This window comes from Thioalkalivibrio sp. ALMg3 (assembly GCF_000381225.1).
In the GTDB taxonomy this organism is placed as follows: domain Bacteria; phylum Pseudomonadota; class Gammaproteobacteria; order Ectothiorhodospirales; family Ectothiorhodospiraceae; genus Thioalkalivibrio; species Thioalkalivibrio versutus.
Genome location: NZ_KB906219.1, coordinates 370,540 through 385,541, shown reverse-complemented (window position 1 = coordinate 385,541; position 15,002 = coordinate 370,540). Strand labels below are relative to the sequence as shown.

12 protein-coding genes are annotated in these 15,002 nt (G+C 68.4%); 3 read left to right on the top strand and 9 right to left on the bottom strand.

The window, feature by feature from the left end; all coding sequences use genetic code 11:
- Positions 1-31: 31 nt before the first annotated feature.
- Positions 32-4,339 (bottom strand): efflux RND transporter permease subunit, encoded by a 4,308-nt coding sequence (locus F622_RS0101865; RefSeq protein WP_019571213.1) that lies wholly within the window; start codon positions 4,337-4,339, stop codon positions 32-34.
- Between the two features lie 130 nt (positions 4,340-4,469).
- Positions 4,470-5,678 carry an efflux RND transporter periplasmic adaptor subunit gene (locus tag F622_RS0101860; RefSeq protein WP_019571212.1) on the bottom strand — a complete coding sequence of 403 codons (1,209 nt, stop codon included), beginning with the start codon at positions 5,676-5,678 and terminating at the stop codon, positions 4,470-4,472.
- A gap of 430 nt (positions 5,679-6,108) precedes the next feature.
- On the opposite strand from F622_RS0101860, the gene F622_RS0101855 reads away from it, so the two are divergent.
- Entirely contained in the window at positions 6,109-7,500 is a 1,392-nt protein-coding gene (locus tag F622_RS0101855) for a sigma-54-dependent Fis family transcriptional regulator (protein ID WP_019571211.1), read from the top strand.
- Positions 7,501-7,607: 107 nt separating this feature from the next.
- Here F622_RS0101855 and F622_RS0101850 read toward each other — a convergent pair whose 3' ends face one another.
- The 5 genes from F622_RS0101850 to F622_RS0101830 form a co-directional block, all read right to left on the bottom strand.
- Positions 7,608-8,267: a hypothetical protein gene (locus F622_RS0101850; protein WP_018168527.1), complete on the bottom strand. Its 660-nt coding sequence runs from the start codon at positions 8,265-8,267 to the stop codon at positions 7,608-7,610.
- Positions 8,268-8,487: 220 nt separating this feature from the next.
- Complete coding sequence (locus F622_RS0101845) at positions 8,488-9,291, bottom strand: hypothetical protein (protein WP_019571210.1); 804 nt, start codon at positions 9,289-9,291, stop codon at positions 8,488-8,490.
- Positions 9,288-10,340 (bottom strand): glycosyltransferase family 4 protein, encoded by a 1,053-nt coding sequence (locus tag F622_RS0101840; RefSeq protein WP_019571209.1) that lies wholly within the window; start codon positions 10,338-10,340, stop codon positions 9,288-9,290. The genes F622_RS0101845 and F622_RS0101840 overlap by 4 nt, the downstream gene beginning before the upstream one ends.
- A 5-nt stretch (positions 10,341-10,345) precedes the next feature.
- Positions 10,346-10,744 carry a 6-carboxytetrahydropterin synthase gene (locus tag F622_RS0101835; RefSeq protein WP_019571208.1) on the bottom strand — a complete coding sequence of 133 codons (399 nt, stop codon included), beginning with the start codon at positions 10,742-10,744 and terminating at the stop codon, positions 10,346-10,348.
- A 38-nt stretch (positions 10,745-10,782) separates the two neighbouring features.
- A complete protein-coding gene (locus tag F622_RS0101830; protein WP_026331521.1) occupies positions 10,783-11,793 on the bottom strand; it encodes a zinc-binding alcohol dehydrogenase in 1,011 nt (336 codons plus the stop codon).
- 137 nt (positions 11,794-11,930) lie between these two features.
- Between F622_RS0101830 and F622_RS0101825 the strand changes: the two genes are divergently transcribed.
- Positions 11,931-12,710, top strand: coding sequence for a CDP-alcohol phosphatidyltransferase family protein (locus tag F622_RS0101825; protein WP_018649798.1), 780 nt, complete (start codon positions 11,931-11,933; stop codon positions 12,708-12,710).
- Positions 12,703-13,341: a YceI family protein gene (locus F622_RS0101820; RefSeq protein WP_018649797.1), complete on the top strand. Its 639-nt coding sequence runs from the start codon at positions 12,703-12,705 to the stop codon at positions 13,339-13,341. The genes F622_RS0101825 and F622_RS0101820 overlap by 8 nt, the downstream gene beginning before the upstream one ends.
- 421 nt (positions 13,342-13,762) lie before the next feature.
- Here the strand turns inward: F622_RS0101820 and F622_RS0101815 are convergent, their stop codons facing one another.
- Both F622_RS0101815 and F622_RS0101810 read right to left on the bottom strand, forming a co-directional pair.
- The gene (locus F622_RS0101815) at positions 13,763-13,975 is read right to left on the bottom strand and encodes a putative motility protein (RefSeq protein WP_018937902.1); all 213 of its coding nucleotides are present in this window, start codon (positions 13,973-13,975) and stop codon (positions 13,763-13,765) included.
- Positions 13,976-14,243: 268 nt separating this feature from the next.
- A complete protein-coding gene (locus F622_RS0101810) occupies positions 14,244-14,867 on the bottom strand; it encodes a class I SAM-dependent methyltransferase (protein WP_019571206.1) in 624 nt (207 codons plus the stop codon).
- Positions 14,868-15,002 lie beyond the last annotated feature (135 nt).

Below are 15,002 nucleotides of genomic sequence, written 5' to 3'. Positions count from 1 at the left end.
TGCGAACCTCCTCGAGGTCTTGCTTGCATGTTCACTTGAGTCGAATCCCACGTCGGGTGCGGCCCTTGCCGGGTGTACCCGACTTGCCGCTCCCCTTGGGGGTGCTGCCGCTGTCCTTGCGGCCGGTCTTGCTGCTCGTGGTGCCGGTCTTGCTTGTCCCGCCGGCCTTCTTGTTGGATGCCGTCGACGCGCGCTTGTTCGCGCTCGCGCTGCCCGTTTTCCGGGTTCCGGTGCCCTTGCTGGTGCTGCTTGCGCGTCCTTGCGTGGCGTCACCGGACACGGACGTGTCGCCGGGGGTCTTTCTCGCGGCTGCGGTGGACTTGTCCTTCGCGCTTACCGAGGTGCCCGCTGGCGACTTCTTCGTAGCCTTGGTCCCCGCGGTATCGCCAGCACCCCGCGTGGAGCCGGCTTTCCCGGCACGCGACCCGACCGGGGTAGTCGATGCGGTCGTCTTGCCTGCCCCGGCGCGGGACGTGGTCCTGGAGGTGGCCGCCTGTTTCGCAGTCCCCGCGTCGGGCTTCTCAGCCTGAGCGCGGCTGGACGGCACGGCACCGGCGTCCTGGGCTCCGGCATTCCCGGTGGCGGGGGTGGAAGCCGCTCGCTCTGGGGTGCCGGTCGCCTCAGGTGCCTGCGCAACAGGGCCCGACGGCTTCGAGTCCGCCGACGGGTTTTCCGAACGGGACTGCGGAGTCGCCGCAGCCCCGCCGGAACCCGTGCCCGACGCGCCACCGCTCCCCGGGGCACCGCCCGTCGGCCCGCCAGGCCCGGCGGAGGGACCGCCCGATCCGCCGCTGGGCGGCGGGGGGCCGCCATCGCCATTGCGGCGGCGTTCAATGAAAGACCGAATCAGGCGCCCCAGGGCGAGCGCCAGGTCGCGCAGGCCCTCGATGAAAGCCACGACCAGGCACTTGAGATAAAGCCCCGCGTATTGCACGACCTGGGTGACCGGCCCGCCCTCGCGCGGGCCGAACAGGTCATTCCCCTCGCCGGATGCCCCCGGAGACGCACCCTGGGTCGGGCTGGCCGTCACACCGGCATGCACAGCATGGCCATTGCCATTGCCACAGCCCGCCGTGGCCGCACCGTCCTCGTCCAGGCTGGTCGGGCAGAAGGCACGGCGGCCGGAGATACAGCCCAGCGGGATCACCACCAGGGTCAGCAGGGTGGCCACCACCGTGCCGAACATCAGCGAGATCGCCATGCCCTGGAAGATCGGATCGAACAGGATCACGCTGGAGCCGGCCAGCAGGGCCAGCGCGGTGATGATGATCGGACGGGTACGCGCCTGGCAGGCCAGGATCATCGCGTCGCGCACGTCGTGGCCCTCGTCCACCGCCTGGCGACCGAAGTCCACCAGCAGGATCGAGTTGCGGACAATAATCCCCGCGAGCGCGATGAAGCCGATCATCGAGGTCGCGGTGAATTCGGCGTTCATCAGCCAGTGGCCGGGAATAATGCCGATCAGGGTCAGCGGGATCGGGGCCATGATGATGCCCGGCAACACGAAGTTGCCGAACTCCCAGACCACCAGCATGTAGATCAGGATCAGCGCGATCGCGAAGGCGATCCCCATGTCGCGGAAGGTCACGTACGTCACCGTCCACTCGCCGGCCCATTCGAAGGCGGTCGACCCATCATTGGGCGGCGGCCCCAGCCAGTGCGGCTGCACCTGGCTGCCATCCGGAAGACGGTAGTCCTCCAGCTGTTCCTGGACCTCCAGCATGCCGTACACCGGCGCGGCCAGACGCCCGACCACCTCGCCGGTCACGTACTCCACCGGACGCAGGTTCTTGTGGTAAATCGGCTCGTCCTGCGGGCGCTGGACGAATTCGCCCAGCTCGGCCAGCGGGATCGACCCGCCCTGCCGGGTGGAGATCGGCAGCATCTCCAGCTGCCGGATGTCATTGCGCGTTGCCATCGGCAGACGCATCTCGATCAAATGCGGCTCGACCAGCGACTGCGCCTTTACATCGCCCAGGATCTGCCCGCCGATCGCGGTCTCCAGGGTTCGATTGATGGTGTCCACGGTCACACCGCGGCGCAGCGCCTTGTCGCGATCCACATCGAAGTGCCAGACGTTGTGTGGCGCCTGCAGGAAGCTGTCCACATCGGCCACGTGCTCGGCACCGGCGAACATGCCCTCGAGATCGCGGGCTACAACGCGGCGGGTGGCAGCATCAGGGCCGTAGATCTCGGCGACAATCGACTGCAGCACCGGCGGACCCGGCGGCATCTCGACCACCTGGATGCGCGCGCCGGCCGCCTCGGCCAGCGGGGTCAGGCGTTCGCGCGCCTCGGTGGCAATATCGTGCGAGGTCCGGCTGCGGTCGCCCTTGTCCACCAGCTGTACCTGGATGTCCCCCTGCCAGGGTTCGTTGCGCAGGTAGTAGTGCCGCACCAGGCCGTTGAAATTGAACGGCGACGCGGTCCCGACGTAGGACTGCAGAGCCACCACCTCGTCCATCTCGCGCAGGGCGCTGGCCATGTCGTGGCTCAGCGTCGCGGTCTCGGTCAGGGCCGTGCCCTCGGGGAAGTTCACCATCACCTGGAACTCGGGCTTGTTATCCAGGGGCAGCATCTTCACGCGGACGTCCGTGGTCATGAACAGGCTGACCATCAGGAAGAAGATCACGATGACCGCGATCAGAAAGGCGTAGCCGCGCACCCGGTTGTCGGCCAGCCCCGGGATTACCGTACGGTAGAACCGCCCCAGCTTTTCCGCCTGGCGATGTTCCTTGTCGGTGGCCTTTTCCAGATACGCCATGCTCGGGCGCAGGCGCTGGGTGAGCCACGGGGTGAATACAAACGCCGCCACCAACGAGAACAGCATGGCCACGGACCCCAGCACCGGGATCGGCTGCATGTACGGGCCCATCATCCCGGAGACGAAACCCATCGGCAGCAGGGCCGCGATGACCGTGAAGGTGGCCAGGATGGTCGGGTTGCCGACCTCGCGCACCGCATCCACCGTGGTCTCGGTATCGATGCCGCGCTTCATCAGCCAGCGTCGGTAGATGTTTTCCACCACCACGATGGCGTCATCGACCAGGATGCCGATGGAGAAGATCAGCGCAAACAGGCTGACGCGATCGATGGTGTAGCCCAGCAGCCACGCGCTGAACACAGTGAACAGGATCACCACCGGGATCACGATCAGCACCACGACCGCGGCACGAACCCCCAGGAACAGGCCCACCAGGATGGTCACTGCGAAGGTGGCGATGAACAGCTTGAAGAGCAGCTCGTTGACCTTCTCGTTGGCAGACTTGCCGTAGTTGCGCGAAACCGCCACCTCGACATTGTCCGGGATCACGCTGCCCTTCAGACGCTCCAGGCGCTCGAGCACGTCGTTGGCGACGGTCACCCCGTTGCTGCCGGGCTTCTTGGCAATGGCCAGCGTGACCGCCGCGGCGCCTTCCGGTGCCGCATCCGGTTGGGGTGCTGCCGGACCGGAGTAGTGGCGCACGAACCGCTCCAGCTCGCCCGGGCCGTACGTCACCTCGGCCACATCGCGCAGATAGACCGGCTGGCCGTCGCTGACCGCAACCAGGAGTTGCTCAAGATCGGCGGCGCCGGTGAAGAAACGCCCGGTGTACACCGCAGTACTCAGCCCCCCGCTCTCGATGCGTCCTGCCGCGCCCTCGACATTCGCGGACTGCACGGCCTGGGCGATCTGATCCAGGCTGATGTCGTAGCCCGCGAGGCGTTCCGGCAACACCTCGATGCGCAGGCGCTCCTCGCGTCCACTGACCACGAAGCTCTGGTTGGTGTCGGGGACCTCGTTCAGCTGCTGCTGTGCATCCAGTGCGATCTGGCGCAACAGGGCGTCGTCCACCTCATGCGACCAGAAGGTCAGGTTGAGCACCGGCACGTCGTCCGCGCCCTTGACCTTGACCATGGGCTCGCTGACGCCGGGCGGCATCAGGTCGCGATTGGCGATCAGCTTGTCGTGCACCTTGACGATGGACGACTCCATGTCCTCGCCAACGTCGAACTGCACGGTCACCATCGCCTCGCCTCGATGCGACGCGGAGTAGACGTTGTCCACCCCGGACAACTCGCTCATCAGCCGCTCCAGCGGCCGTGCCGCGAGGCTCGCCACCTGCTCGGAGGGCACGCCGGGGTAGGACACCATGATGTCCACCATCGGCACGGAGATCTGCGGGTCCTCCTGGCGCGGGGTGACCATCAGGCCGAGAATGCCGATCGCGATACTGGCAATCAGCAGCAGCGACGACAGCGGCGAATGAATAAAGGCCGCCGCCATGCGCCCGGCAATGCCGGGGTCACCGTGTTTCTGCCGGAAACCGGTCTCGGATTGTTTGTCGTCTTCGGCCATCGAGCTTGAACAGTCCTGTTGTCAGTCTGGCGTCCCGAGCACCGGTTCGGCCGGCGCGTCGCCACCGGTGCACCTGCCAGGGGGCAGCAACCGGCGCTGATAGTCCCGGCCTGCAGCCGGGTATGGATCCCTACATACGGCTCCAGGGGTCCGTGACACCGTCGCGGCGTCCGACGCCCGAATCCGGGGAACCGCGGCCCACGGGCTGGCCGGAACGCACACCCGCGCCCGGTCGGGCCAGGATCTGCATGCCCGGCTCCAGCCCGGAGGTCACCACCACCTGGTCGCCGCGTCCGCCACCCAGGCGCACCATGCGCACGCGGACGTGGCCCTCGCCATCAAGCACGGCCACGCGCGGCAAGGCACCGCCCGGGATCAATGCCGAACGCGGAATCACGACCCGGTTACCGGAAAGCTCGCCCTGCGGCAGATGCACCGCCGCATGCATGCCCGGGCCACCGCGCACGCCCTGCGGCAGGTCGAACTTGACCGTGACGGTGTGGCGCTGCGGGTCGGCCAGGGGGAAGATCCGGGCGACCCGGGCCTCCACTTCGTCACCGGTATCCAGCCGCACCTGTACGTAGTCGTCTTCCTGCAGGCTGCTCACCAGCCGCACCGGCACCTGCGCCTCGACGCGCAGGAATTCGACGTGGCCGAAGCTCACCAGCGGCTGACCGGGCTGGACGGTATCGCCCTCTTCCACGTGCTTGTGCATCACCAGGCCATCGAAGGGCGCCTCGGACCGGGTGTCGCGGATGGCCGCGTCCAGTTCGGTGACCCGGGCCCGGGCCTGCTCCCAGCGCGCCTGCGCCTGATCCACGCCGATGTAGCGGGAATAGAGATCCGTACGGCGATCCAGCGCGGGATCGCCCATGCCCATGACCTGGCCCATCGGCTGGGTGAACATCTGGTCGAACATCGACGGCACGCCCATGCCCGGCATCTGGCCAATGCTGCGCGACTGCGGCGAGACCATCTCGCGGCCGTACTGCATCTGGGCCTCGCGGATCGCGGCCTCGGCGGTGCGCATCTCGGCCTCGGCCGCCTGGCGCTGGGCGCGCAGCCGGTCGTCGCTGATGGCCACCAGCACCGCCCCCTGTTCGAAGCGGTCGCCCTCGGCGCCCGCCACATCCACCACGCGCCCCGCGGATTGCGCGGTCAGGGTGACTTCACGATAGGGGACCACGGTGCCACTAACGGTCTGGGTGGCCGCCTGATCCGGCTCCACCGTGAGGATCGGACCAGCGGCGTGGGCCGCCGAGATGCCGAACAGCGGCAGGGCCAGTGCGGTACCCAGGAGGGTGCGGGCCAGGAGGCGTCGGGAAACTCGCGCAAACATGATCGTCCTACCTCGCGCCGAATGTCGCGATGAAAGAAGGCGCCCGCACCCGGCGCACCTGCGCGCACGGGACCGAGGGCAGGGAATGGACCGCACTCGACCGGACGCCGGGGAAACTAGCGGCGAGGCCCGTCCGGCGACCCGGGTCAGCCGGCTGAAAACCGCAGTGGGTATCCATTACCCAGTATGTAGATGAACTCATGCCCGACTACAAGCAACGTATATGCCAATATATCTACATTCTTATAAAACAATCACTTAATTAGGATTTCCTGATATTCAAGCAATGACTGTTGCAACACCCCCGTTTCGCGCTATAACCGAGACAGGGATTGGCGAAACGGGCCATACCGGGGGTGTTGCAGGCGGCCCCGGGTGTTGCAACACTGCACCGTTTCCGCCGGGCCCTCCAACAAGAAAAGGAGGCGGGATGACCACAACCGAACTGGCCGAAATCTGCATCCGACACAGTCGCGACCCACACCTCATCAGCGACACCCGGGGCCGTGTCCTGTTCGCCAACCCGGCCTTTCACCAGACGCTGCAAATCCCCTCCGATGCCCGCCTCACCCTGGCGAACCTCGGACCACTGAATCTCGAACAACACCTGCAAGAGGCCGCCATTGCCGCCGGTGAGCACGATGCCGACGCCAACAGCACGCCGCACGCCCTGCACTTCTCGCTAATGGCGGAACTGGACGACGAGACCCTCCCGCTGGAGGTGATCAGCCAGCCACTGCGCCTGAACGATGACCAGCGCGCGCTGCGTCTGATCACCCTGCAACCGCAGCGCCGGCGAACAACCGCGGTGGAAACCGTCAGCGAGGACGGGCTCGAGGACAGCCACTTCCATTCCCACGACGCCAGCTGCCGGCCCACGCTGCAGTTCGCACGGCGCGTGGCCGCCAGCGACGTGCGCGTGATGCTCATGGGCGAATCCGGCACCGGCAAGACGCGCCTGGCCCGGGCCATCCACCAGTCTAGCCGCCGCATCCGGGCCCCGTTCGTCGAGATCAACTGCGCGGCGATCCCCGAGGAGCTGCTGGAATCCGAACTCTTCGGCCACGCCCGCGGGGCCTTCTCCGGGGCGGTCAACGACCGGGTCGGGCGCTTCGAGGCGGCCGACGGCGGCACCTTGTTCCTCGACGAAATCGGAGAGATGAGCCCGCGCCTGCAGGCCAAGCTGCTGCGCGCGGTCCAGGATGGCGCCTTCGAACGCGTCGGCGAGAACACCACCCGGCAAGTGGATGTGCGCATCCTTTCCGCGTCCAATCAGAACCTGCGCAGCCGCGTCGAGGCCGGCGCGTTCCGCACCGACCTGTTCTACCGCCTCGCGGTCGCCACGGTGGAAATCCCGCCGCTGCGCGAGCGTCCCCGGGATCTGGAAGCCACCCTGCAGGCCTACGAGGTGCACCACGGCATCCGCATCGCGCCGCATCTGAAGGAACGGCTGCAGGAGCACCCCTGGCCAGGCAACTTCCGCGAGCTGGAGAACGTCTTCGAGTGTCTGACCCTGCACGCCCGCAACGGTCAGGTGGACGACTTTCCCCTGCCCCAGCCGATCCGGATGGATGCCGATGCGGCGGACACGATCCATGCGCCGCGCACCAACCGCCATGACCCGGCCCACGTTCCCGACGGCCAACCGAACAACCGGGCGGGCCACCCGACCCGCGACGGCCAGCCCAGCGAGCATCCGGAGGCCCGGCGCCTGCGCGAGGCACTGGTCGCCCATGCCGGAAACCGCTCGCAGACCGCCCGCGCCCTGGGCATGGATCGCAGCACCCTGTGGCGCAAGCTGCACCGCTACCAGCTAGTCTGAACCTGCGGCTGGCAGACGACCGCCCCCACAAGAAAAGGCCCCGGAGGTGTACACCCCCGGGGCCTTTTCGGTTGCCCTGCCCGCGCCTTCCGCCGGCGCGAAAAGACCTAGCGGTACTGTCGCAGGTGGCGGGCGCCATCGCGGTGGTGGCGGTCATACACTGGCGCCAGGCGCTCGATCATCGAACGCCGCTCGCTCGTCGGCAACAGCCCCAGGGCGCTGTCCCAGGCCCGCATCGCGCCCGCGGCATCGTCAGCGGCATACAGGGCGTTGCCCAGCTCGCCGTAGAGGTCGGCACGCTGCGCCGAGGTGGCCGGAATGTCTTCCAGTGCCGTGCGCAGCACCTCGACCGCCTCCTCGGGTCCGCCCCGCCAGTAGGCGACACGCCCGGCCTCCAGCGCCTCCTGCACCTGCCGCGCGACCTCTTCTTCGCTCATCGGCTCGCCGGTGGCCCGGAGCTGCGCCTGTTGCTGCGGGTCCGGAATCGGGCGCTGTGCGCTGCCCTCGTCCTCACGCTCGTAGGCCTCGCCCGTCATCGGGTCCATGTCGCCCTCCGACAAACGCCCCTCACGCGGCGCTGTTTCGTCCGCTGGGGCCGGGGCATCCTCGGCGACCGCAACGGCCTCGACATCCGTGTCCTCCGGCACCGCATCGGCGCTGGGGGCCAGTACATCGCGCGCCGACCAGGCGATCAGCCACAGCACGATCACGATCAGGATCCAGTAGCGATTAACGAAACTTCTCTGCTTGTTGTCTGCCTGTTCCATGCCTCACCTTTTCCGGTTTTTCCATTGGCGGAGCGACTCGGGCAACACGGATGAATGCATTCATCAGCGCTACTCCGGGGTCTCCGTCAAGCGTTCATTCCATTACCTATTTCTATCCTGCACCGAAACGCCTTCCAGAGCGAACAGGATAATGGACAGCACATCGGCGCCAATTCTCCCTTGTAAGGGGATGCTGATTAAAACACCCGGGCGGCGTGGGTCAGCGCAAACCGAGCACATCCTGATGCCCGACGGTCAGCTCGACCTCGCCGCGGGCGAGCGCCACGGCGCGCGCCTCGCCCCAGGCACGCAGATCCGCCGCCCGGCCCGGGTCGATCGCGCTGGCCGCGGCCACCCAGCCGTCGATCAGGGCCACGCCCAGCGCTGCCTGATGCGCGTCAATCCGCCAGTCACTGGCGCAGGTTTCCACCCGGTACCCCAACCCCTCAAGCCGCGCCGCACAGGCCGGCGCGGCGGTCGGCCCCAGGGCCGGGCCGAACCCCTTGTCCGAGCGCTGGTGGCGATTGACCGCGTCCTCCAACTCGGCATCCAGGGCATGCGGCTGCGACCAGCGAATCCGTCCGTCATAACTCAGTGCGAACAACACCGCGGCGCCCTGTTCGGCGCAGGCCGCAAGCAACCGGTCCAGCCAGTCCTCCGAAACCAGATCCAGCAGCGCCGAACCCGTCACCAGCGATGATCCGCCCGCGAGGGCCGCAGCCGGATCGTCGGCCAGGTCGCTCACGCACCGCTCGAGCTCGATCCCGGCGCCCGGAGCGCCGGCGCGGCCCAGCAGCCCGGTATCGTGATCCACCAGCCGCCAGTGTTGCGGGGACGGCAATCGCGGCGCGAGGTAGCGCAGGTTGGAGCCGGTGCCGCTGCCCAGATCCGTCACCTCAAGGGGGCCGGCGACACGACGCCCAGCCAGATGCGCACGCAGGGATTCGACCAGGGCCTCCGGCCGGGCGGCATGATCGGCTGCCTCGCGCAGGGCCAGCCAGTCGGCGTCGAAGGATTCCGTCATTGCAGCCACGCCTCCAGCGTCTGTTCCAGTGCGGCCACCGCACCATCCCAGTCCGAACGTTCCGCCATCGCCTCGCGTGCCATCCGTCCCATCCGGTGGCGCGCTCCAGCATCGGTCAACAAGGCGTCAATGGCCTCGGCAAGCGCCCCGATATCTCCCGGCGGCACCAGCCGACCAGCCGCCTCCGGCACGGTCGCAGGGATCGCCCCACCGGTGGTACCGATCACCGGCAGGCCGCGCGCCATCGCCTCGGTATAGGCCATGCCGAAGCCCTCGTAAGCGCTGGGCAGGACAAACAGCGAGGCCCGCCCGTACCAGCCCTCCAGCGCCGCATCATCGCATTCGCCGGCCCACTCGATCCGGTCTCCAAGCCCGGCCTCGGTGATCGCCGCCTCCACCCGCTGCACATAGGCCGCGTCCCGCACCCGCGAACCCACCAAGACCGCCCGCCAGTCCGTGGTCCGGATGCACGCCAGGGCCTGCACCAGTTCCAGCTGGCCCTTGCGCGGCACGACCGAGCCCACACAGAGCAGCAGCGGCCGCTCGCCGGGACCGGGCCCCAACGCCTGCGGCCGCGGTTCGATCCCCGGCGGTATCGCCTGGAGCCGCCCGGAAGACACCCCCCAGGTGGCCACCTGCCCGGCGGTGAAGGCACTGGTGGCCAGCACGCCCTCGACCTGACCCACGGCGGCGCGTTCACGCGCCAGCAGGTCATTGGCCCGCGCCGGTTCCAGCCCGGTCTCCAGACCCAGCGGGTGATGCAGCAGATAGATCAGATGCAGGCGCTCGGCGTGGCGGGCCAGCACCCCGGGAAAGGCACCCGCCGCCAGGCCATCCAGCAGCACGGCCCGCCTATCGGGAAAGCCCGCAAGCGCGGCGTCCAGGGCCGACTCGGCCGCCAGATTCGGCCCGGGGAATGCCCCCTCCAGCTCGCGCACCGTCACCGTCCAGCCGCGCTCCCTCAAGCCCGCGACCATGCGCGCATCGTAGCGATACCCGCCGGTGCGCTGCTCCAGCGACCCCGGCACCACCAAGCCGAGCTCACGCATTCGGCTCAGGGTGCCGCCTCGTAGCTGGCCCAGGCGACGTGCGACTCGTTCAGCGTCACGCACACCGCGTCCAGCTCGCGGGCCGATTCGCCCAGCTCGCCGGCATGGATGGCGCGCGCCACGCGCTGGTGCAGTTCATGGGCGAGGAATTCGGTGGTGGTGTTCTGGCCGCGAAAATCCTCACATTCGTCCAGATTCTGGTAGTTCAGGTCGCCCAGGAGGACCTTGACCACCTCGCTGGCGCGGCCGATATCCACCACCAGCCCGTCGGCATCCAGGGCCTGGCGGCGGAAGGTCACGTCGACCACGTAGGTCGCGCCGTGGAGCTTCTGGGCCGGGCCGAAGGTCTCGCCGGCAAAGCTGTGGGCGATCATGAAATGATCACGGACGTTCAGGCTGTACATCGGGCAATTCCCCGCAGGTCGCGTTAATCGGAAAAGGGTCAATAACGGATACGGTGGCACAGCGTGCGTTCGGCCTCGGGCCCGGAGACACGCTGCATCGCCGTCGGCAGGTCGGCGAACGCATCCTCGCCACTGATCAGGGCATCCAGCGCCGGATCGGTCAGCAGCGACAGCGCCAGCGCCAGGCGGCGGCGATAGTCCCAGCGCGCCGCGCGCTCCGGCGGGATGCGTCCGACCTGCGAGCTGCGCAACGTCAGCCGCCGCGAGTGAAAGGCCTCGCCCAGCGGCGCCGGCACCGGCTGATCGCCGTACCAGCTCATCTCCACCACCCGGGCCTCGACCCCGGCGAGGGCCAGCGCCTGCTCCAGCCCGGCCGGGTTGCCGCTGGCATGCACGACCCCGTCCAGGCCCTGGAGGTCCGGATTCGCTTGCGCCGCGTCCGGGGTGCAATGGCTCAACCCCAGCCGGGCCGCCACAGCCTCGCGCTGGGGGTTGGGGTCAATCAACGTCACCTCGGTGCCGGGGATCGCCCGCAGCAGCCAGGCCACCAGCAGCCCGACCACCCCCGCCCCGATTACGGCGATGCGATCCCCCGGACCGGAGTGCGCATCCCAGACCGCGTTGATCGCCGTCTCCATGTTGGCCGCCAGCACCGCGCGCTCCGCGGGCACCGCATCCGGGATCGGGACCACCGCGGCCGCGGGAACGACGTAGGCGCTCTGGTGCGGATACAGACAGAACACCCGCTGCCCCAGCGGCACACCCCCTTCGCCCCCCGCCTCGACCGTTCCGACGCTGATGTATCCGTACTTGACCGGCCCGGGGAACTCGCCCGCCTGGAACGGCGCGCGCATCGCCTGATGCTGGCTCGCGGGGACCCGGCCATGAAAGACCAGCGCCTCGGTCCCGCGACTGATCGCGGAAAACTGCGTGCGCACCCGCACCTCCCCCGACACCGGCTCCGCCAGTGCCTCCGGACGCAGTTCGCCCGTGCCGGGACGGACGACCCAGAAGGCCTGTTCGGGAGCCGGCGTGTTCACCGGAGGCACTGCAAGGTCGGCATGCAAGGCGGCGTCATCATCCGCGCAGTGTGGGCGAAGCGCATTCCAAGCGGCAACTCCCGGCGCGCGGCGTGGTCGCAAGGCAAGGCCCCGGAGACCTCCCACGGAGGGCTACAATCCCCCCCATGGAATCATCCACCGCCAAACGTCGCTCCGCGGCACGGATACGGACCGGTCTCCGCGTCTGGGCGGCCGACGGGCTCGTCGCCGGCCTGCTGGGCCTGGTCGTCACGGCGGCGCTGATGCTGCACGCCGAACTGGGACCGCACGCAATCCTCGGCTTTGTCGTGCTCTGGTTCGTGCTCGGCGCCCTGCTCGCCACCACCACCCCCCCGGACGGACTGGCCCGGGACGGGCGTGGCCCCGGCCCGGCCAACCGGGTCACGCTCCTGCGCGCCGCCCTGACCGCACCCCTGGGGGCCCTGGTATTCGTCCCCCCTGCCACGGGTGACCCATTGCTGGCCCTCTGGGTGATTGCGCTGGCGGGCCTGGCCCTGCTGCTGGACGGGCTCGACGGGGCCGTCGCGCGGCGAACCGACAGCGCCACCGCATTCGGGGCCCGCTTCGACATGGAACTGGACGCAGCGATGATCCTGGCTTTGTCCGTGCTCGCCTGGCAGATGACCGCAGTCGGCCCCTGGGTGATCCTGATCGGGCTGATGCGCTATGCCTTCGTGCTGGCCGCCCGCCCCTGGCCCTGGCTGGCCGGGGCGCTGCCACCCAGCCGCCGCCGCCAGACCGTCTGCGTGCTGCAGACCGTGGTGCTGCTTCTGGTGCTGATCCCCGGCCTGCCCGCCATTGCCGCCATCACCATCGCCCTGGCCGGGCTACTGGCCCTCGGCCTGTCCTTTGCCGTGGATATCCACTGGCTCTACCGCCACCGACCGGAGGTGTGTCATGACTGACGCCCGCAACCACCGCTTTTCCAGCCGCCTGCGCTCCGCGCTCCTGACCTGCCTGCTGACCGCGACCTTCGCCCTGCCCGCTGCCGCCCTGGCCGATGCCGACCGCTGGGTCATCGACCCCGACCACTTCGCAGTCGGTTTCCTGGTCGATCACGCCGGCTACGCCAAGGTCATGGGCATGTTCCTGGAGGCCGAGGGCGAGTTCACCTTCGACCCGGACTCGGGCGAGCTGGAGGGCGGCTTCTTCGTCGTGCAAACGGACAGCGTGTTCACCAACCACGCCGAGCGCGACGACCACCTGCGCAACGAGGACTTCCTGCACGTCGAGGCGTACCCGGAGATGCGCTTCACCGCCACGCGCTACCAGCCCACCGGCGACAACACCGGGCGCCTGAGCGGCGGCCTGGAGCTGCTGGGCGAGACCCGCACCATCCATCTCGACGTGACCATCAACAAGGTCGGGCGCTACCCGTTCCCGCTGGGTGGCCTGTTCGGCCGCCCGTACGTGCTGGGGGCGTCGATGCGTGGCAGCTTCGATCGTTCCGATTTCGGCATGACCTACGGCCTGACCCGCGACATCGTTGGCGACGAGGTCGAACTGATGATCGAGTTCGAGGCGCAGCGGCAGTAACGGACGGCCGCCTGAATGGGTTCACCACGAAGCACTCAAAAAGACGAAGGAAACACCGGGGCGTGTAACCACAGAGGGCACCCAAGGCACGGTGCATGGCAGGCTCCCGGCCTGCCGCGCAGGGCGCGACGGCTCTGGATGGAAGACCGCGTGATCGCGGGGTACGGGGGCATCCGGACGCAGCGGATCCGACACCCGGGACTAGAACACTTCCGCGTCATCCCGGCCGTAGCGCAGAGCCGGGATCTCCAGCCCATGACACCCACGCCGCCGCGCACCCCCGCGAGATCCCGGATCACCGCTTCGCGGTTTCCGGGACGACGCGGGTCGAGATCGCTCCCGAGTGCGATTCGATGGCAAAACGAAAAGGCCCCGGGCAGTAACGCGCCGGGGCCTTGCAGGGCGAAAGGACTGGGGGGCGTCAGGCGGTCGTGTTGATGTTGGTGCCCACGTTTGCCGGCAGACCCTGTGTGGCGGCCTGCATCTCGCCAATGTCGGGCAGTGCCTCCAGCATCGACTGAGCGGCCATCTCCTGCGACTCCATCGCCTTCTTCTGCAGGGCCACATCTTTCTGCATGGCCAGCTGCTGCTGGCTTTGCTGGGTGGCCATTGCGGCAATCGCGCTTGCGTCCATCCTGGTACTCCCGAACTCTGAATGTACAGGCCCTCCTGCGCTCAGGACGACGGACCTGCCCCCGGTGACGGCCGCATCCCGCAAGACTTGAGCCTCCATGCACGATTTTTTCGCACGCGGGAGAATGCTCAACGCACAACCCCATGAACGGCGATCAGCACCGGAACTCCCTTCCCTGCTCCGTGCCCTCTAGGTCCGCTGTGGTGCAAGCCGCCCTTAGCCTTCTTCGAGCCTTCGTGCACTTCGTGGCGAACAAGGCTCTTGACCTTCAATTCCCTGCGTTGCGTCCGGCAGGACCTTCGGGCGCTCGGCAGACCCGCGCGGCAAAGCGCCGCATCACGCCACGGGCCACGCGATCCTCGGGTTCAATGCAGAACCCGGCCTGTTCCACCGCAGCCTCGGTGTCGCGATTCGGATGGCAACCGCCGGTGACGCAGGTCCAGGCCGGCTGCACCCGGTCCTGCGCCCGTCCCAGCAGCGGGCGGGTGTGGCGCACATGCTCCAGCATGCGCAGCGCGCCGCCGTCCGCCAGCACCCGGCGCACCTCGCCCAGGGCCCGCGGCGGGTCCTGGACGCTGCAGAAAACCAGACCGGAGACCACGCTATCGAACACCCCATCCGCAAATGGCAGCGCCTCGGCCTTCGCCACCACCAGCGGGACCGTCGGCGCACGGCGTCGCGCCCACCGCAGCGCGGCCAGGTCCGGATCCATGCCGATCACTTGCGTCGGATCCGCGTACAGCGGCAGATCGCGCCCGGTCCCGCAGCCGACCTCCAGCACCCGGCCTTCGGCGCCCTCGACCAGGCGCCGTCGCCAGCGGCGCAGCCCCAGACGATCGGCACCGGCCATCAGGCCGTCATACAGCCAGGGGATCTGTTCAAGACCGCGCATCGCGACTCCGTGGGTGCCAGGGGGGGGGGGGAGAAATGTGACGCATGCCACATTCTTTCGGCGGGTGGCAGGAACCTGTTTCCACAGTCCCTGTCCACTTATACAAGTTGCGGAAATCATCGGCTCGTGGCAACG